Genomic DNA, 18987 nt, shown 5'->3' on the forward strand with positions numbered 1-18987 from the left:
CTGTCAAAACGCCGTCATCACGCCAGCGACAATCGAACTCGCGGTCGCGCCCGGTTTCGCCACCGGCACGCCGCCGCCCGCTGCGCCGTTGATCGTAAAGCTCGCGTGCGCGTTGTTGCGGACCATCGCCGCGCCCGTGTAAAGCACGGTGCGCTTCGACAAAGGGTAATCGAGCCGCACGCCATACGAGTCGGCGTTGCCGTCGCTGTCCGCAATCTTGCGATAGTGACCGTAGCTCAGTAACAGCGAAGCGCGCCCCATGGGCACCGTGGCGTTCAGCTCGTACAGGTCGTTGTGCGGGTTCGCGCTGGTGGCGGGCACCATCGACGCGACGTCGGGCCCCCCGCGATGACGCAGATAGATGAATGACGGCTTGATCACGCCGAAGTCGTACGAGATCGCACCGAGCAGATAGTTGCCCGCTGCGGTCGGACTGCTCGCGGTCAGCGCGCCCGCGCTCGATGTGCTGAACTTCTGCTGCATGTAATCGACGTCAACCGAAAGGAGCCCGTTCCCGTAGTTCAGCCCTGCGCCGTAGGTGTCGCCGAGCGTCGACGGCTGGTTGGCCGTGCCATTCGCGCCGCGTGCTGCCATCGCGCGCAACAGAAAGCCTGCGAAGCGCGGTGACGTATAACGCAACGAATTGCTCACGCGCAGATACGACGGACCGACGAAATTGTTCGACGCGTTGCCCCACGCGAGACCCGCGCCATAGCCAGGCAAGCTGTACGTGACGAACGACGTGTGCAGAATCGTGTACGTGTTGCCTGCCTGCAGTCCCCCAAACGGCCCGGTCAGGCCGACCCATGCCTCACGGCCGAACAACGCGCCATTGTTGTTGATCGTGCCGTTTGCCGAGTTGAAGCCGTTTTCCAGCTTGAAAATCGCCGCGTAGCCGCCGCCCAGGTCTTCGACGCCCTTGAAACCCCAACTCGTCGCGAAGATATTGCCGCTGCCCATGCGGGTCACGTGATTGGGTCCGAAGTTCGCGACCTCGATCGCGGTGTCGATTCGTCCGTAGAGCGTCACGCTCGATTGCGCAAATGCAGGCAGTGCCGCCAACCCCAGCAGCGATGCACACCACTTCCAGTTCGTCATGTCTTGTTTTCCCGGCATTGGTCATTTGAACCGGGCCGAGTCTAGAAAGCGCAAATTCGAGCGTCGATCAAACGCGCCGTATAACACTTATAGATTCGATGCATGAGCGCTGTCACAAGCGCGTTTGCAGCACCGCGCGGCTTGTTGCGCACGGGTTTGCTGCACGTGACCTGGGAATTCCTTTAGACGCATGGGTGAACGCGCCGATATGGACGCGCCATTTGCACCTTTGTCGGCGAAATTTGTTTACGTACCCTGCTTTCCGACCAGTGCGTCCCATCGCGAAGAGACGCCTGCTCCTCATCGATACACTGGAACACTGGAGAACCGGGATGACTGCCTCATCGGGAAACAATCTCGCGGGAAACAATCTGACCCGCAAACGCTACACATACGAGTGGTACGTTGTCGTGATCTGCATGCTGGCGTATGTCTTTTCATTCGTCGACCGTCAGGTGCTCGCGCTGATGATCGAGCCGATCAAGCGCGATCTGCATCTCACCGACACGCAATTCAGCCTGTTGCACGGCTTTGCGTTTTCGCTCTTCTATGCGGTGATGGGCATGCCGCTCGCGTATCTCGCCGACCGCTTTGCGCGCCCGCGCATCATTTCGATCGGCGTCGCGCTATGGAGCGTCGCGACGGCCGCCTGCGGACTCAGCCAGAACTTCCTGCACATGTTCTTTGCGCGCATGAGCGTGGGCGTCGGCGAAGCGGCGCTTTCGCCCGGGACGTATTCGATGCTCGCCGACTACTTCCCGAAGGAGAAGCTCGGCCGCGCCGTCGCCATCTATTCGCTCGGGTCGTTTATCGGCGGTGGCATTGCGTTTCTGATTGGCGGCTATGTGATCGCGCTGCTCAAGCACACGCCGACGCTCACGCTGCCCGTGCTGGGCGACATGCACGCGTGGCAGCTGACGTTCTTCATCGTCGGCCTGCCCGGTTTGCTCGTTGCGCTGATCTTCGCGTTGACGGTGCGCGATCCGCAGCGCAAGGGGCTCGTGCAGGACAGCTCGGGTGAAGTGAAGCGCGTGTCGATGCCCGACGCGCTGCGCTTTATCACCGCGCATGGCAAGACGTTCTTTTGCCACTACATCGGCTTCTCGTTCTACGCGATGACGCTGTTCTGTCTGATGAGCTGGACGCCCGCGTTCTATATCCGCCGCTTTGGCCTCACGCCTGTCGAAGCGGGCTACACGCTCGGCACCGTGCTGCTGATTGCGAACACGACGGGTGTGTTCTGCGGCGGCTGGTTCAACGACTGGCTGCTGCGCAAAGGCCGCAGCGACGCGCCGATGCGCGCGGGCTGCATCGGCGCAGTGTGCATGCTGATTCCGTCCGTCGCGTTCACGCAGGTTGGCAGCCTCGGCGCATCGCTTGCGTTGCTGGTGCTGGCGATGTTCTTCGCGTCTTTCCCGATGCCGACCTCGACGGCCGCGATGCAGACGCTCGCGCCGAATCAGATGCGCGCGCAGATCTCCGCGGTGTTTCTGCTGGTGTCGAATCTGATTGCGCTCGGTGCGGGCACGACCATCGTCGCGCTGATCACCGACAAGGTGTTCGCCTCGCCGCTCGCGGTTGGCCATTCGATGGCAATCGTGAACCTCGTCGCGTCCGGGCTCGCGGCTGTTCTGTTGTGGATCGGCTGCAAGCAGTTCCGGGAGAGTCTTGCACGCGAGGCGTCGAATCGTCGTGCGAATGAGCCCGCCGCAGAACCCAGCACGGCGCCTGTGCTCGGCGTGTCCGTGCATTGAGTCGGAAGCGCATCAACGGGCAATCGATGCACGATTGCCCGCTGCTTCCCGCGTGACCGTCATCAAGACGCTGTCGCCGACTTCAACCGGAACGCCGCCACCGATTCATCGAGTTGCCGCCCCTGATCTTCGAGCGAGCGCGACGCGGCGGCCGCCTGCTCGACCAGCGCGGCGTTCTGTTGGGTGACGTCGTCCATCTGCGTGATCGCGAGGTTCACTTGCGCGATGCCGCGGCTCTGCTCTTCCGAAGCCGCCGCGATCTCGCTCATGATCGCCGTCACCTGGCCGACGGCCCGCGTCACTTCCGTCATCGTCTCGCCTGCCTCGCCCGCCAGCGACGAGCCATCTCTGATGCGATCGACCGACGCGCCGATCAGTTCCTTGATCTCCTTCGCGGCACTCGACGAGCGCTGCGCGAGGCTGCGCACTTCACTCGCGACAACTGCGAAACCGCGCCCATGCTCACCGGCGCGCGCCGATTCGACCGCGGCGTTGAGCGCGAGAATATTCGTCTGGAACGCGATGCCTTCGATGATGCCCGTGATATCGGCGATCCGGTTCGAGCTCTGGCTGATGTCGGTCATCGTCGACACGACGCGCTCGACGGCCTCGTGGCTGCGGCGCGCTACGTCGGAGGCGTCGCTGGCGAGCGTGCTCGCCTGGCGCGCGCTTTCGGCGTTCTGCTTGACGGCGGCCGTCAGCTCTTCCATGCTCGCCGCCGTTTCTTCGAGCGCGGCCGCCTGCTGCTCGGTGCGCGCGGACAGATCGGCGTTGCCCGTCGATATCTCGCCCGTCGCCGTGCGCAGCAGTGCGCTGCTGTCGCGGATGTCGAGCAGCACGCCGTTGAGTTTCTCGACGAACGCGTTGAACTGCTCGGCGAGCACGCCGACTTCGTCGTTACTGCCGACGGGCAGACGCCGCGTGAGGTCGCCGTCGCCCGATGCGATGTCCTGCATGCTGTTCGACAGCTGGCGCAGCGGCGCCGTCAGACGACTGCCGAGCGCCGTCGTCAGCGCGAGCGCGACCAGCAGCACGACGAGGCCCACGACAATCAGCATCGCGCTCAGGCGATTGGCCGACGCCATCATCTCCGCGTGCGGAATCAGGCCGATGTATTTCCAGCCCAGTTCCGGCGACGTATAGACGACAGTGTCATACCGCGCGCCGCCGATATCGACGGACAGCGTGCCGTTCCCCATCGCCGCGAGATCGCGATAACCGTCGCCGAGATCCTTCAACGCCTTGAAGTTGTGTGCGGCGTCGTGCGGGTCCACCAGAACGGTGCCGCTGTCTTCGACGACCATCAGGTAGCCCGTTTCGCCGAAACGCACCTGGCCGATCATCTTCGCGAAGCCATCCAGTGAGATATCCATGCCGAGCACGCCGACCGGCTTGCCCTGGGCGTTCTGGATCGAGCGCACGAAGCTGATGATCACGTTGTTGTCGCCGCCCGAATTCGCGTAGGCGGCCGTGCGCCGCACGGCGCCCGCTGCCTGCATGCCCTGCACGTACCACGGACGCTCGCGCGGATCGTAGTGATCGCTTGTGAACTTGCCTTTCGGCCATTGCACGTAGCCGCCCCATTGCGTGCCGACGTAGACGTAGCGGAGATCGGGATGGCTGTCGCCGAAGCGTTGCAGCAGATGAAAGATATCCGTCTCGACGCCGCCGTTCGTGTCGGGCGTCATCTGCCCGCCGTGCGTCAGGTAGTTGGTGACCGACGTGTCCGCGGATTGCACGAGCGGCAGGTCCGACAGGAACACGACGTTGTCGTGGATGCGCTTGAAGGTCTCGCGCAGGCTGCTGTCGATCTGGCGGATCTGGCCCAGGCCCGCGTCATTGAAGTTTTCGATGGCCTGGCGGCGCACGTTGAGCGTCGCGTATAGCGTGATGGCCAGTATCGTGGCCGCGAGCGCCGCGCCGAATATGAGGCTCAGTTTGACTGCGATGGAGCGCATGCCCATGCGGGGTTCCCTGTGCGAATGAATTGATCGATCAATCGCCTATTACGGAACGGCCGCGCATATTCTGAACAGAGTGCATTTTTTATAATTGACTCGATCTGGGGGTGTTTCTTTTGTTTGCAACGGCTTTTGATTTGGGTTTTGGTTGGCGTTTGCGGTTGGGTTTGGTTTGGTTTGGTTTGCCTTTTCGCTGGCATCCGCGATTCGTTAGCGTGCTTCACGCGTCGCCCCTGTGCGGGGCGGCACCTACTTTTCTTTGCCGCCGCAAAGAAAAGTAGGCAAAAGAAAGCGGCTAACACCGCCAGTTCTTGTTCCTGCCTGAGGGCCCCCAACGGGTCTTACTCTTCATACGGCGGCGTCTCCGTTCAGCGCATGTTGCCAACGCTCCGAATGAGCGCCTCACCCGCTTCGAATACCCATGCACGGGCAAGCGGCAGCGAATGGTATGTGCCGCCCAGGTGGCAAACTGTGTGTAGGTTGTCGCGGCGTATAGCTCGGCGCTCTTACATCGAGGCGTGCGCTATCGGTCCGAAGTGATGCGTGTGGAGCACAAGGGGCCGACACACAGTTTGCCACCTGGGCGGCCGTGGACTATCTGGCAAGGTGTGCTGTGACGCGGGTGCATGAAGCGGGTGAGGCGTACAGGGAGAGCGTTGGCAACGAGCGCGGACTGGCGCGTTGCCGTGTGGAGCGTAAGACCCTTTGGGGGCCCTCAGGCAAACACTAGAACTGGCGGTGTTAGCCGCTTTCTTTTGCCTACTTTTCTTTGCGGCGGCAAAGAAAAGTAGGTGCCGCCCCGCACAGGGGCGACGCGTGAAGCACGCTAACGAATCGCGGATGCCAGCGCAAAGACAAAACAACCAACCCGCCCGCACCACGAAGGCAAAACGCGGATACCAGTGCAAAGGCAAAAAGAAAAAAGCAAAGGCAAAAACCAGAAAATCGCGCCCTTGAGCGAGCCCCCCGCATACGTGTATAACCCTTGAAACAGCGATTCGCGCATCCATGCAGCATGCATAGGCACACCACCTACGCAGCACAAGCAAATCAGCAAATCGCGCCTGCACACGTCACCGGCATCGAACGGAGCTGCTCACGATGAACGCCAGCCAGGACCGACAAATCGACACCAGCGACACCGCCACCCAACTCGAGCGCCTCGCAAACGCACGCTTAAGAAAACTGATCGACGCGCACTCCAGAATCGCCGCTGCAAAACTCGACCTCGACCGCTTTCTGTCGCTCGTCACCGACTCGCTGCTCGAACTCGTGCCTGCCGCGCATGCCTCCGTGGTCGAATGGGTCGATGGCGACGAGATGGTGTATCGCGCGTGCAGCGGCACCATCGCGCATCACATCGGCTTGCGCCTCAAGCGCGTCGGCAGTCTGTCGGGACTGTGCTCGCTCGAAAAGCACTTGCTGTACAGCAGCGACACATCGGACGATCCACGCGTGGATGCCGCCGCGTGCAAGCGCGTGGGCGCGACGTCGATGGTCGTCGCGCCGCTGCTCTATCAGTCCGAAGTAGCGGGCGTCGTGAAGCTGATGGCGAGCCGCACCGACGCATTCTCCGCCGACGACATCGAGACGCTCGAACGCATCACGTCGCTCGTCGCGTCAGGCATGGCGCATCAGCGCGTGTTCGCGGAGAACCGCGCGCTGATCGAGCAGAACACCATCACGATCGCCCGGCTGCGCACCGAGATCAGCCTGCGCGAAGCCGCCGACAGCAAGCTCGAAGCATCGCTGCGCCGCCGCCGTCTCGTGCTCGACACGACGCACGATGCGTTCGTGTGTACTGACGCCGACGGCGTCATCATCGAATGGAACGATGCCGCGACGCGCACCTTCGGCTATGCGCGTGACGCGGTGATGGGACGCCCAATACTCGACGCGCTGTTTCCGGCGCGCTGCAAGGCCCGCTATGCCGAACTGGACGTGTTCAAAAGCGCACCGGAACAGAGCGCGGACACGCCCTTGCATCGCAGCCGCACGGAACTGATCGCGCGGCGCATCGACGGCAACGAGTTTCCTGCTGAACTCTCCGTGTGTCCCGTGCAGTTCGACGGACATACCGAGCTCGCGTATTTCATTCGCGACGTCACCGAGCGTTTCAACGCGCGGGAACTCGACAAGCGCTTTCGTGTGCTGGTCGATGCGATCAAGGACTATGCGATCACGATGCTCGACTCGCACGGTCACATCATGACGTGGAGCGCGGGTTCCACGCAGGTGATGGGCTACATGCCGCATGAAGTGATCGGCCAGCCGGCCTCCCTCTTCTACACGCCCGAAGACATCGCGGCAGGCCGGCCGCAACGCGATCTCGAACTCGCCGCGCGCGAAGGCCGCGTCGAAATGGAAGAGTGGCGCGTGCGCAAGAACGGCACGATATTCTGGGCGAACATCATCACGACGGCCTTGCGCGATCCGAACGGCGCGCTGCAAGGCTTCGCGAAGATCACACGCGACATGTCGCGGCGGCGACGTCTCGAAGAACTCGAGGCGTCGAGCCAGCGCATGAGCCAGTTCCTCGCGCTGCTCGGACACGAACTGCGCAATCCGCTCGCGCCACTGCGCAACGCCGTCAGCATGCTGCAACTGAAGACGGCCGATCATCACGCGTTCGTACCCGAGCATGAACTGATCGACCGGCAGTTGTCACATCTCACACGCCTCGTCGACGACCTGCTCGACGCCGGCCGCGTGACGCTGGGACGCGTGCAGATCGAGCCGAAGCCGGTGTCGATGCAGGCCATCGCGCAACTGAGCATCGAAGGCAGCGCGCCCTTGCTCGCGGCACGCGAACAGACGCTCGATGTGGTGCTGCCCGACACGCCGATGACGATCAAAGGCGATCTCACGCGGATGGTGCAGGTGGTGCAGAACCTGCTGAACAATGCGTCGAAATTCAGTCCGGCGGGTGCGTCGATCAGCTTGCAGGTGTTCCGCTCGGGCCGTCTGCTCGCGATCCGCATTCACGATTCCGGGCGCGGCATCGATCCCGATGCGATCGACGCGATCTTCAATCTGTTCGTGCAGGAAACGCCGACGGAAGAACAGGCTGACAAGAGCGGTCTCGGCATCGGGTTGACGCTTGCGCGCGCCATCGTCGATCTGCATGGCGGGCATATCGAAGCGCACAGCGAAGGTCGCGGCAAAGGCAGCGTGTTCACCGTGTGGCTGCCCGAGTTCAGTCATGCGATCGCCGCCGAAGCCGTGCGCGAAGAAGCGCCTGTGCCCTCGCAGCCCGTCGATCTGAAGGTGATGGTGGTCGACGACAACGTCGATTCCGCCGACAGCATGGCGACGCTCGTGCAGGTGCTCGGCCACGAAGCGCACGCGGTGTATGACGGCGCGGCCGCCATCGAGCTGGCGCAGACGCTGCAGCCGCATCTCGTGCTACTCGATCTGTCGATGCCGAAGATGACGGGCTTCGAGGCGTTGCCGCATATCCGCAAGGCGCTTGCGGCGCCGGGCGCCGTCATCGCCGCGATGACAGGGCTCGGCACCAGTGAAGACCGCGCGAAGACGGAAGCGGCGGGCTTCGATCTGCACCTGACCAAGCCCGTCGATCTGCCGGAACTGGAGAGCGTGTTGCAGATTGCGGTCACGCATGTGCGCGCCTGATGTGCGCGACTGATGTAGACGACCAGGCGCACGCTTACCGATCCTTCCGAAAACTCAAGAAGCAAATCCTGGGGACGTTAGCGAAGACAGTAACTTCATTCGAGGATCGTACGTGGATACAGTCAACCCTGAACTCATTGCGCGGCTCGTGCGGATCAATCCTGTCGTCATCGTCAATGGCGAGACGTCGCGCTCGCTGCGTTATCACGGCAAGCGCAACGTGCGCGCGCTGATGGGCTTTCTCGGCACGCATCGCGATATGCGCGCGCTCGTCTACAGTCATTCGGCAAGCGGCCGGCAGATGTGGCTCGACGTGCAGACGGGACGCGTGTCGCAGTTACCTGTTTTGCTGCCGAACTGAGCGGCGCTCGGCGGACGCTGTCCGCCGATCGATACGCCGTCGCGTCATAAACCGCGCACGACGGCGTGCCACCGCCTTCATCCGAGTCTTAGTGGCGGCTGGCTACCGGTGCTCCTGGCGGATGCCTGGTTACGCAGGGGTGAATACGATTGCACCCCGGTTTTCCGCTTGGGCAAACACTCTCGTGAAACGGTACGTCTGCCCGTCGATACTGAGATTATTGAGGCCTGACTGCGTCGCCACCAGTATCGCGTCCGACAGTTCACGGTGAATGGTCCCACAGCTCGCCCATTCCTCTTTCGGCGCGCTCACGTCACCGAGATACAGCCTTGCGTCTTCGACGCCCGTGCGCAGCATGATCAGGCTGAGCGCCTTATCGAGCGCACGCTCGAGATATTCGGACAACGTCGATAGTGCTTCCACGTCTGGCGGGAGTTTGGCGGAGTTCGTAGTCATTTTTTGCCCCATTGCTTTAGCGTGGTTGCGCTTTACAGCATACAGCCCTCGTTCTCCCCTGCACAGTCCACGCAGTGATGCGAAAGATACCGGCATCCGCCTCTGAGCGCCTGAATCGAGTCTACTGAGGCAGCAAACGCCCCATCGAGGTGCGCTTTTCTGATGCATGCATACGCGGGACACCCTCGGCCAGCACGCTGGACTCTCACTTTCTACCCACCTTGTAGAAAACGATTAACTACCGGAACATCAATCTGCCCCCCACAGAAAACGCCATCCCGCCGTACATCCCGGAAAACACGTACTAGCCAAGCAGCAACAAACCGCCTATTCTTGGAAAAACGTTTTCCCAACGTGACGGAAAAATGCCCGCGCCGCCGCCCAGCGCGCGACGCATCCCGCACCGGCGCTCGTCGCCGGCCATGAATAAAGACGCGGCGCGACGAGCGATGCCGCGAACGGAGACATACATGCAATCTGCCGTCGTCGGCGTCGTGCGATCTGCCAGCCGCTTCCGCTGGACCGTCTGCGCGCTGCTCTTCTTCGCGACCGTCATCAACTACATGGACCGGCAGATTCTCGGTCTGCTCGCCCCCGTGCTCCAGCACGAAATCGGCTGGACGCAGGTGCAGTACGGCCGCATCGTGATCGCCTTCTCCGCGTTCTATGCAATCGGCCTGCTGGGCTTCGGGCGCATCGTCGACTGGCTTGGCACGCGCATTTCCTATGCGGCCGCGATGCTGGTGTGGAGCATCGCCGCGATGCTCCACGCGGCCGTCGGCTCGGTAATGGGCTTCGCGATGGTGCGCGCGCTGCTCGGCATCGGCGAAGGCGGCAACTTCCCGTCCGCGATCAAGACCACGGCTGAATGGTTTCCGCGCCGCGAGCGCGCGCTCGCCACGGGCATCTTCAACTCGGGCGCGAATATCGGCGCAGTGTTCGCGCCTGCGATCATTCCGCCCCTTGCCGTGCTGTACGGCTGGCGCGCGGCGTTCATCATCATCGGCGCGATCGGCATCGTGTGGCTGGCCGTGTGGCTCGTCGTCTACCGTCCCGCCGACCGTAGCGACCAGGAGGAAGCGTTCGACGATACGCGCGACGACGCCGACGCGCTCGACGCCCGCAACGCGAACGCCCCCGCGCCGGGCTGGGGCCAGTTGATCCGCAAGCGCGAAACGTGGGCGTTCCTGATCGGCAAGTTCCTGACCGATCCCGTCTGGTGGTTCTACCTGTTCTGGCTGCCGAAGTGGCTCAACGAGTCGCGCGGCATGGACATGCAGCACATCGGCTTGCCGCTCGTGGTCATCTACGCGATCACGACGGTCGGCAGCATCGGCGGCGGCTGGATTTCGTCGACGCTGCTGCGCAAGGGTTGGACCGTGAACGCGGCGCGCAAGACGGCGATGCTGATCTGCGCGTGCTGCGTGCTGCCCATCGCGTTCGTGTCGCAAGTGGACAACCTGTGGGTCGCAGTCGGCATCGTCGGCCTTGCAGCGGCCGCGCACCAGGGCTGGTCGGCGAATCTGTTCACGACGGCTTCCGACCTGTTCCCGCGCCGCGCGCTCGGCGCCGTGGTTGGTATCGGCGGGATGGCGGGTTCGATCGGCGGCGTGCTGTTCTCTGAAGTGATCGGCCAGGTGCTGCAACGCACCGGTCACTACTGGGTGCTGTTCGCAATCGGCGCGCTCGCTTACCTCATCGCGCTCGTCGTCATGCACCTGCTGACGCCGCGCATGACGCCCGCGAAGCTCGATGCGTAATCAGGCATGCCGCGCTGCGACGCGCGGCGCGCGTGCCATCGCTGGTGGCGCGGGTCGATCCTCAGCCGCAAGCGGCCGTCGACTCGCGCACGATCAAGCGCGGCTCGAACATCGAATGCTCGGCCTCCGCGTGGCCCGCGAGACCGTCGATCAGCTTCTGCATCGCCAGTTCGCCCATTTTCTCGCTTTGAATATCAACGGTAGTCAGCGCGGGCGCGGCGTACTCGCCATAGGGCACGTTGTCGATGCCCGTCACGGAGACGTCGCGCGGCAGCTTGAAACCGAGCGACGCGGCCTCTTTCATGAAGCCGAGCGCGATCAGATCGTTGTAGCAGATCACCGCCTGCGGCCGCTGCGGCCCGAGCATCACGCGCGAGCAGGCCTGCTCGCCAGCTTGCGCAGTGGGCGCATGCGCGTCGTGTACGGCGAGCGTGAGGCCGGCTTCGTCGAGACATTCGCGCGCGCCGCGAATCCGCTCGTCGTTGATGCGGGCCTGGCCAAAGCCGAGATACGCGATATGCCGATGCCCGAGGTTCAGCAGATGACGCGCGAGCATGTAAGTGGCAAGCCGGTTGTCGATACCGACGCTCGGTATCGGCAGACCCGGACTGCGCCGCAGCAGCACGAGCGGCTTGTTGAGTTCGAGCATCCACTGCGATTCTTCGTCGGGCATCCGCGAGTTGACGATCAAACCGTCGACACGTTGCGCCAGCGCCTCGATCAGCGAACGCTCGCGCGCCTGGTTCTCTTCGGTATCGACCAGCAGCAGCGTGTAATCGTGCTGCAGCGCGACGCGGTTCGCGCCCTTCACGACGTTCGTGAAGTGCGGATTGCTGATGTCGAGGATCGCGAGCCCGATGGTGCGCGTGCGGCCGGTGATCATCGAGCGCGCAAGCGGGTTCGAGCGATAGCCGAGCCGCTCGATCGCTTCCTTGAGCCGTGCTTCGACGGCGGGAGAGAAACGCTGCGCGCCGTTCATGTACTTGGAAACGGTCGCGACCGACACGCCCGCGTCGCCAGCAACATCGCGAATGGTTGGGGAAACTTTTTTCATCCGGAAGGTAACGTTTTCGTTTGCCGTAACCGAATTGTCGCAGAAAACGCCTGCAGTGAAACCTGTTCGCCGACCTCTCGCGGCTTGATAAATCTGGCGATTGACGCACAGCCGGCGTCGCCTTTATAGTTGGAAAACGTTTTCCTTATTTCAGGTTATTTCGAAGGATTAGCAATGAACGAGACATCTGCTGGGTCGCGCAAGCCATTCCGCCGCCTGCTGCTGACCGGCGCGGGCGGCAATCTGGGCCGCCAGCTGCGCGATGCGCTGGCCGCCTGGGCCGACATCGTGCGCGTGAGCGACATCGCCCCCATGAGCGCCGCTGCTGCGCACGAGGAAGCGAGCGTCGTCGATCTGGCGGACCGCGAGGCCGTGATGCACATGGTCGACGGCGTCGATGCGATCGTGCATCTGGGCGGCATTTCGATCGACGCACCGTTCGACGATCTGATCGAAGCGAACATCCGCGGCACGTACAACCTGTACGAAGCCGCGCGCAAACATGGCGTGAAGCGCGTCGTGTTCGCCAGCTCGAATCATGCAATCGGTTTTCACCCCGTCACCGAAGTGCTCGACGCCGACGCGCCGCAACGTCCCGACAGTCTGTACGGCGTGACGAAGTGCTTCGGCGAATCGCTGTCGCGCTACTACTTCGACCGCTTCGGCATCGAGACCGTGTGCCTGCGCATCGGCTCGTCGTTCGAAGAACCGAAGAATCCGCGCATGCTCGTCACGTACCTGAGCTATCGCGACTTCATCGAACTGGTGCGCTGCTCGCTGTTTACGAACCGTGTCGGCCATGCCGTCGTGTATGGCGCGTCGGACAACCCCATCAAGTGGTGGGACAACACAAAGGCGAATTTTCTCGGCTTCCGTCCGCGCGACAGCTCCACGCAGTTCTCGGACCGCTTCCCCGTGACGTCGCCGACAGCCGAATACGACGACCCGGCGCAACGCTTCCAGGGCGGCATGTTCGTACTCGGCGAACCGATGGAGCGCAGCGCTTAAGCAGGCGCTTCACGCCGCATAGCGCGGCAGGAGCAGCAAAAACGCTCCACATCACGCGCGATGCAGCCCCATTGCCTGCATCGCGCGTGACGCCAGCGCATCCGCTGGCGAATTTTTTTTCGCAGCCGCAATGAATTGCCGGCACAGTTTCGCAACGTGTACCATGTGACCTAGGGCAAAACCCTTGGAGATGATCATGGACAGGCATGCAGTACATTACCGGCGCCACGTCATCATCCCACTTGCGTCCGTGGGCACTCGCGGATACGCGGCCAGCGTGTTCGTCACCGGCCCGAACGGACGGCGTAAAGCCTTTGGCATCCTCGGCTACTTTTCTTCCGAGGAAGAGGCGATCGAGTACGCGACGTCGTGCGCAAAAGCCCGCATCGAAGGCAATCGGATGCCGGGTCTGCCACGCAAGCTCAGCGCTGTCAGGCACTGGTTTCTGCGTCATGGCATGCGCCGCCCACAGGGACTGTTCGCACCCAATCCCTGGGAATGATCAGACGTTAGTTGTGCAATCAACGCGCCGTCAGTAGCGCGCGTTCTCGACACGCAAACTAAACCGAAGCGTTCGATAATCGGAGAAGCTTCGACTCGCCGCGTTTCATGCGCCTGGCGGTCATCGTCCCCTTTTGGGGAGCACGATTCTCTGCTTATTGCTCGCCTGTCTCCACTCGTCAGGCGTGCCAATTGCTGGCATTTGTCTGATGTAAACCCGCGAGCCGTCGTGATCGACGCTCGCGTCGATCGAACGACCGTCAGTATGATGACCACCCGAAAGATTTTGATGATTATCGCCGGGCTCGTGCTCGGCGCCGCCTTGACCACGTACCTGATGCTGCTTCAGGCGGACCGCCGTGCAACGGCCGAAGCCAAGGCCGGCATGGATGAAGCCGTGCGCCCTGCCGCCGTCGATTCGCGCGTCAGCGAAAGTCATATGACGGAAGGCAGTATCGGCCAGTCGACGCCGCCGCGCGCGATCACGAAGAGCGCCGCCGTCGCGCAGCAACCGATTGTTCCGGCTCCCGTCCCCGCTCCAGTTCCGGCAGCACCTGCGCCGACGAAGCCCGCGCCCAGCGCTGTCGTCACGCAGAGCACCGAGCAGGCGAAACCGGCGCCGTCGACGGCCGTCGCATCGGTGAACGTGCAGGACGCGGGCGCACCGAAAGTGGTGCCAGCACCGGCAGCCCGCGCGCAACGCGGACGCGAAAATCTGGACCGACGCGCAGCAGCGAATCAGGGCGCGACGCCGGAAACGGATGAACTCGTCCGGCAATCGGCGAAACTCGATCCTTCGTTGCCGCCTCCCACGTCGATGCCGACTCAAACGCCTTCCACGGCGAGCACGGACTCGCGCAGCGCATCTCGCGGTTCGTATCCATCCGGCTCCGCGCAAACAGACCAGTTGGTGCGCGATTCGGCGAAGCTGGATCCTTCGCTGCCGCCGCCGAACATGTCGGCCGTTCACGCTGCGACCGAACAGCAGCAACGGGCGATGAAACCCGGCGCCGGTTCGAACCCTATCGCCGCAGCGGCGACGGATCAACTGGTCCGCGATTCCGCCAAGCTCGACCCCTCGCTGCCGCCGCCGAAATAACGCGGGTTATTTACGCAAAGCACAACGGCGCCGCTGCACTCGCAGCGGCGCCGTTGCTTTTGCTTTTGTCCGATCAATACCTGCTTAGACGGGGAAGTCCGTGGATGCCGACAGCGTCTTCCAGGCTTCCGTTTCCGTCGTCACGTATTCGTTCTTGTCCGCGATCGCCTTCAGCGTATCGGTGCCGAGCGGAAGACGCAGCGGCGGCGTTTGCGCATCGACGAGCGTGACGAGCGCGGTCGCCAGTTTCTGCGGGTCGCCGGGCTGGTTGTGGTTCATGCCGACCGCGAAGCGGCGCACGTTGCCCGACGTCTCATCGTAGTCGTCGATGATGTCCTTTCCGACCAGCAGCGACGACCCATCCAGAAAGTCCGTGCGGAAATAGCCCGGCTCGACCACAGTTGCGTGAATGCCGAGCGGCTTCAACTCCGCATGCAGCGCTTCCGTGATGCCTTCGACAGCGAACTTCGTCGAGCAATACACGCCAAAACCCGCCCCCGAGCGATAACCGCCGATCGACGACATGTTGATCACGTGCCCCGAGCGCTGCTTGCGCATGACGGGCAGCACGGCGCGCGTCACATTCAGCAGACCAAAGACGTTGGTGTCGTACATGCGGCGCACGTCGGCGTCGCTCGATTCCTCGACAGCCGCCAGCAGGCCGAAGCCGGCGTTGTTGATCAGCACGTCGATCCGGCCGAACTTCTCGACGGCGGCCTCGACGGCGGCTTGCGCCTGCGCTTCGCTGGTTACGTCGAGCGCGACGGGCAGCAAGGCCGGCGACTCGCCGAGCCGCTCGACGATCGCGGCGGCATTGCGGCCCGCGGCGACGACGGCATTGCCATCGGCCAGCGCCGCTTCGGCCATCAGCGCGCCCAGACCGCGCGAAGCGCCCGTGATGAACCAGACGCGCTTGAACTGTTGTTTCGTGACGTTGCTCATGATCGTGTTCCTACGTTCGTGGTGAGAGTGAAACGAAGAATAGGACGTCCGATTCGCATAAACTAGCCGTCAATTGCTAGACTGATAATCAATTTTTATTTGCCAATCGGGAACAGCCGATGAACGAGGTCCGCGCCATCTCGATCTTTGTCCGCGCCGCTGCCGTCGGCAGCCTGCGCAAGGCCGCCGTCGATCAGGGCATCTCGCCTCAGGCGGCCAGCCACGCCGTGATGCAGCTGGAAAAGTCGCTCGGCGTGCGGCTGTTTCATCGGACCACGCGCAAGCTGAGCCTGACGGAGGAAGGACAGCGGCTGCTGCAAAGCGTCGAGCCGGCGCTCGCCACGCTGTCGTCGGCAATCGACGACGCGCGCCGCGCGAAAGACGAAGTCGCGGGCCCGCTGCGTGTGAGCGCGCCGATGGCGCTGGGCCGCGCGGTGCTGTGGCCGTCCGTCCTCGAATTCGCTGCGCTCTACCCCGAGGTGCAACTGGACGTGCGCTTCGACGATCACTTCACCGATCTCGTCAGCGATCGCGCCGACGTCGGTTTTCGCGGCGGATCGCCGCCATCGGGCGGCACGATTGCGCGGCGGCTGCTGCCTATTCAGTTGATCGTGTGCGCGTCGCCGGCGTATATCGAGCGTCACGGCAAACCGTCGACGGTCGATGAACTCGACGCGCATCGCTGCACGGGATACCGGCGCGCGAACACCGGCAAGCAGGCGCCGTGGGAATTTCTGATCGGCGATGAAATCGTCTATCGCGACGTCGCCGCGACACTGTGCGCGAACGATATCGACGCAGAGACGGACGCGGTGCTGGCAGGTCTCGCAATTGGCCAGTTGGGCAGCTTCTCGGCCGTCTCGCATATTCGTGGCGAACGGCTCGTGCCCTTGTTGACGCAGCACATGACGCAGCGTGAATCGATCTACATCTACTACCGTCATCGCACCGAACAGCCGCTGCGCGTGCGGACTTTCATCGACTTCATGATCGAGCGGCTCGCGGATAACAAGGCTTTCTTTCTCGAGCCTGCGGAATTGCGTGGGTGACGCGTGGACTGCGCGTGACAATCGAGCGCAAAAAAATTGCGCGCCCGTCCGCATGATGCGGACGGGCGCGCGCCGTCAAACGGGAATGACGTTACTCCGTCTTGTTACGCGGCTTCAGCTTGCCCTGATAACGCAGCGTCGGACGAGCCGTTTCTGCCTGCGGCGTCACCAGCACCTGACGGCGCGCCATCGCGCTGACCGGCGGCGTGATCGAGCCGATCGTCGTGGCGCGTGAAGGGTCGGCGAGGCCCGAATTCACGAGCATCTTCGCTTCCATCTGCAGGTTGGTCAGCAACACGGGATCAGTCAACGCACTGCTCTGCGCGAGCAACTGGCTCCACGCGTTGTCGCCGTAGTTCGTCACGTAGTAATCGAGCCCGCTCGGGTCGGCGACGACAGCCGAGCAACCGTTGACCCGCACCTGCATCTGCGTGTCCTTCAGCGCAACCGTCTTGCGCCGCGCGAGACCCTCACCATAAGCGAGCGTCAATGGAACCGTCCATTGAATGCCCGGATACAGATTCTGGTTCGGATACGGCGACTGCTTGAGCGTGACGACCGTCTGATTGCTCGTCAGATCGCATTGCGTATCGAGCGATACCAGCGGCACGCCCGTTTGCCGTACGAAGCTGTCGCCGATCGCGACCATCGGCTCGCCGCTCACCTTCGCAAGCTCGTCCCACAGACGCTTCGGCGTCGAGTTGCCAAGCGAGTAGTCGGCCAGATACGACTGCAGGCCGCGGCGCATCACGCCATCGCCGAGATAGTTCTCGAGCATCTTCAGCACGATGCCGCCCTTGTCGTACGTGAACGGGCTGGCGCTCAACACGAAATCGTTCGATGCCCAGTCGTTGAAGTTCGGCTGCACCGGGAACGACGTGTTGCGCAGGTCGCGCGACATCACCGCGTACTTGGTCTTCACCTCGTCGACCCAGCTGAAACGATCGGGGAAGAACAGAATCTTCGTCTTGTTCTCGAAGTACGTCGCGAACGATTCGTTCATCCACACGTCGTCCCACCAGTCGAGCGTCACGAGATCGCCGAACCACTGGTGCGCGGCCTCGTGCGTCAGCACCACCACGCCATAGTCGGACATCGGCGTGCCGGGCGGCGGAAGAATGTCGTCGGCGAATTCGAGAATGGCGCCCCAGTTCTCCATCCCGCCGAAGTTCAGGTCCTTCTGCTCCTTGAACGCATCGTTCGCGGCGATCGTGTCGAACTTCGTCAGCGGCAGCGGGATGCCCGTATAGCGGTAGTAATAGTCGAGCGCCTGCTTGGTCTGCTGCATCGCCGGCACGGCCCAGTCGCGCATGCCGGGCGGCGTGAAGATCCGCAGATGCAGATTCTTGCCGTCCTTCAGCGGGCTCGTGAAGTCGTCTTCGAGCGTGTCGAACATACCGCCGCCGAAGAACAGCAGGTATTGCGGCATCGGCGGCGTCTTGTCGAACGTGACGCGCTTGTAGCCGCTGTCCACATTGACGGACGGCTTCTCCGCGGCATTCGACACGACGCGCCAGTTCTGCGGCACTTCCGCCGACACCTCATACGTCATCCGGAAAGCCGGCTCGTCCCAGCCCGGGAACCATTGGCGCGCGAGGTTGGTTTCGCCTTGCGTGAGAATCGCGCCGCTCGTCGTGCCGTCCGTCGACTTCAGATCGACGCGGAACACGCCTTCCGCCGCAGAGCAGCCCGGATACGGATCGTCGCCGCAACTGCCGCCTGTTTTCGTGGCGGGATCGTCGTAGGTCTTGAAGTTGATGATGCCCGACCACTCCATATGCAGCGAGTAATTGCCGGGATGAATCTGGCCGCTGACGGGACGCAGCTGGTAGAAGTCACCGTCGTCCTGTGGCGTCGCGATCAGCTGGATGTTGCCAGGCTGCAGCGTTGTCTTGCCGTTGACGAACTTGATGCGATGCCCGGCGATGACGATCTGATTGATGTTCTTCGTGACCTGGATTTCGACATCGGCGCGGCCGTCGAACGCGTTCAGAGCCGGGTTAGGCCGGAACCACAACTTGTAGTTGATCGGCTTCACGGTGTCGGGCAACTCGACGGGCGGCACCGATTTGTTGATCGACGTATCGGCGACTATAGGCGACTCCGGCGCCGCGAGCGCAGGTTGCGACGCCGGCGCCGTCGCGCCCACCTGGGCGGACTTGCTCGAAGCCAGACCTCCATCGTCTCCACCACCACATGCACTCAACGCCAGTGTCGCAGCCAGCAACAGGCACTGCGCCTTTAACCGAAAATATGGTCGCATGGTTCGTCCTATCGGATAAAGCAGCTCTGGAAATGTGTGGTTATGCGT

The 18987-nt window shown here is 62.8% G+C and carries 14 protein-coding genes; 8 read left to right on the forward strand and 6 right to left on the reverse strand.

The window, feature by feature from the left end:
* Positions 1-3: 3 nt before the first annotated feature.
* On the reverse strand, positions 4-1098 hold the full coding sequence (locus tag C2L65_RS38070) for a porin (protein WP_081921461.1): 1095 nt from the start codon (positions 1096-1098) through the stop codon (positions 4-6).
* A 332-nt stretch (positions 1099-1430) separates the two neighbouring features.
* Between C2L65_RS38070 and C2L65_RS38075 the strand changes: the two genes are divergently transcribed.
* Positions 1431-2852, forward strand: a complete 1422-nt coding sequence (locus tag C2L65_RS38075; protein WP_042315377.1) for a spinster family MFS transporter — start codon at positions 1431-1433, stop codon at positions 2850-2852.
* 62 nt (positions 2853-2914) lie between these two features.
* Here C2L65_RS38075 and C2L65_RS38080 read toward each other — a convergent pair whose 3' ends face one another.
* Positions 2915-4816, reverse strand: a complete 1902-nt coding sequence (locus C2L65_RS38080) for a methyl-accepting chemotaxis protein (RefSeq protein WP_081921459.1) — start codon at positions 4814-4816, stop codon at positions 2915-2917.
* A gap of 1098 nt (positions 4817-5914) precedes the next feature.
* On the opposite strand from C2L65_RS38080, the gene C2L65_RS38085 reads away from it, so the two are divergent.
* Together C2L65_RS38085 and C2L65_RS38090 are read left to right on the forward strand one after the other, a co-directional pair.
* Positions 5915-8446: a PAS domain S-box protein gene (locus C2L65_RS38085; protein WP_042305561.1), complete on the forward strand. Its 2532-nt coding sequence runs from the start codon at positions 5915-5917 to the stop codon at positions 8444-8446.
* A 112-nt stretch (positions 8447-8558) separates the two neighbouring features.
* Positions 8559-8807 carry a hypothetical protein gene (locus C2L65_RS38090; RefSeq protein WP_007588826.1) on the forward strand — a complete coding sequence of 83 codons (249 nt, stop codon included), beginning with the start codon at positions 8559-8561 and terminating at the stop codon, positions 8805-8807.
* Between the two features lie 129 nt (positions 8808-8936).
* On the opposite strand, the gene C2L65_RS38095 is transcribed toward C2L65_RS38090, so the two are convergent.
* A complete protein-coding gene (locus tag C2L65_RS38095; RefSeq protein ID WP_039901535.1) occupies positions 8937-9263 on the reverse strand; it encodes a hypothetical protein in 327 nt (108 codons plus the stop codon).
* Between the two features lie 470 nt (positions 9264-9733).
* On the opposite strand from C2L65_RS38095, the gene C2L65_RS38100 reads away from it, so the two are divergent.
* On the forward strand, positions 9734-11023 hold the full coding sequence (locus C2L65_RS38100) for an MFS transporter (protein WP_042305559.1): 1290 nt from the start codon (positions 9734-9736) through the stop codon (positions 11021-11023).
* Positions 11024-11084: 61 nt separating this feature from the next.
* On the opposite strand, the gene C2L65_RS38105 is transcribed toward C2L65_RS38100, so the two are convergent.
* Positions 11085-12188 carry a LacI family DNA-binding transcriptional regulator gene (locus C2L65_RS38105; RefSeq protein WP_427910220.1) on the reverse strand — a complete coding sequence of 368 codons (1104 nt, stop codon included), beginning with the start codon at positions 12186-12188 and terminating at the stop codon, positions 11085-11087.
* Between the two features lie 63 nt (positions 12189-12251).
* On the opposite strand from C2L65_RS38105, the gene C2L65_RS38110 reads away from it, so the two are divergent.
* From C2L65_RS38110 to C2L65_RS38120, 3 genes are all read left to right on the forward strand, one after another.
* A complete protein-coding gene (locus C2L65_RS38110) occupies positions 12252-13085 on the forward strand; it encodes an NAD-dependent epimerase/dehydratase family protein (protein WP_042305557.1) in 834 nt (277 codons plus the stop codon).
* 196 nt (positions 13086-13281) lie between these two features.
* Positions 13282-13587, forward strand: a complete 306-nt coding sequence (locus tag C2L65_RS38115) for a hypothetical protein (RefSeq protein ID WP_042305564.1) — start codon at positions 13282-13284, stop codon at positions 13585-13587.
* Positions 13588-13851: 264 nt separating this feature from the next.
* Positions 13852-14685, forward strand: coding sequence for a hypothetical protein (locus C2L65_RS38120; protein WP_042305556.1), 834 nt, complete (start codon positions 13852-13854; stop codon positions 14683-14685).
* An 84-nt stretch (positions 14686-14769) separates the two neighbouring features.
* Here the strand turns inward: C2L65_RS38120 and C2L65_RS38125 are convergent, their stop codons facing one another.
* Entirely contained in the window at positions 14770-15627 is an 858-nt protein-coding gene (locus tag C2L65_RS38125; RefSeq protein WP_042305555.1) for an oxidoreductase, read from the reverse strand.
* Between the two features lie 119 nt (positions 15628-15746).
* On the opposite strand from C2L65_RS38125, the gene C2L65_RS38130 reads away from it, so the two are divergent.
* Positions 15747-16676, forward strand: a complete 930-nt coding sequence (locus C2L65_RS38130; RefSeq protein ID WP_042305554.1) for a LysR family transcriptional regulator — start codon at positions 15747-15749, stop codon at positions 16674-16676.
* A gap of 91 nt (positions 16677-16767) precedes the next feature.
* Here C2L65_RS38130 and C2L65_RS38135 read toward each other — a convergent pair whose 3' ends face one another.
* Positions 16768-18939, reverse strand: a complete 2172-nt coding sequence (locus C2L65_RS38135; protein WP_042305553.1) for a M1 family metallopeptidase — start codon at positions 18937-18939, stop codon at positions 16768-16770.
* Positions 18940-18987 lie beyond the last annotated feature (48 nt).

The organism is Paraburkholderia terrae, from assembly GCF_002902925.1.
Classification (GTDB): Bacteria; Pseudomonadota; Gammaproteobacteria; order Burkholderiales; family Burkholderiaceae; genus Paraburkholderia; species Paraburkholderia terrae.

Coding starts and splice junctions, on each gene's coding strand:
- C2L65_RS38070 (WP_081921461.1), bottom strand. CDS start 1,098: ATGACGAACTGGAAGTGGTGTGCATCGCTGCTGGGGTTGGCGGCACTG.
- C2L65_RS38075 (WP_042315377.1), top strand. CDS start 1,431: ATGACTGCCTCATCGGGAAACAATCTCGCGGGAAACAATCTGACCCGC.
- C2L65_RS38080 (WP_081921459.1), bottom strand. CDS start 4,816: ATGGGCATGCGCTCCATCGCAGTCAAACTGAGCCTCATATTCGGCGCG.
- C2L65_RS38085 (WP_042305561.1), top strand. CDS start 5,915: ATGAACGCCAGCCAGGACCGACAAATCGACACCAGCGACACCGCCACC.
- C2L65_RS38095 (WP_039901535.1), bottom strand. CDS start 9,263: ATGACTACGAACTCCGCCAAACTCCCGCCAGACGTGGAAGCACTATCG.
- C2L65_RS38100 (WP_042305559.1), top strand. CDS start 9,734: ATGCAATCTGCCGTCGTCGGCGTCGTGCGATCTGCCAGCCGCTTCCGC.
- C2L65_RS38110 (WP_042305557.1), top strand. CDS start 12,252: ATGAACGAGACATCTGCTGGGTCGCGCAAGCCATTCCGCCGCCTGCTG.
- C2L65_RS38115 (WP_042305564.1), top strand. CDS start 13,282: ATGGACAGGCATGCAGTACATTACCGGCGCCACGTCATCATCCCACTT.
- C2L65_RS38120 (WP_042305556.1), top strand. CDS start 13,852: ATGATGACCACCCGAAAGATTTTGATGATTATCGCCGGGCTCGTGCTC.
- C2L65_RS38125 (WP_042305555.1), bottom strand. CDS start 15,627: ATGAGCAACGTCACGAAACAACAGTTCAAGCGCGTCTGGTTCATCACG.
- C2L65_RS38130 (WP_042305554.1), top strand. CDS start 15,747: ATGAACGAGGTCCGCGCCATCTCGATCTTTGTCCGCGCCGCTGCCGTC.
- C2L65_RS38135 (WP_042305553.1), bottom strand. CDS start 18,939: ATGCGACCATATTTTCGGTTAAAGGCGCAGTGCCTGTTGCTGGCTGCG.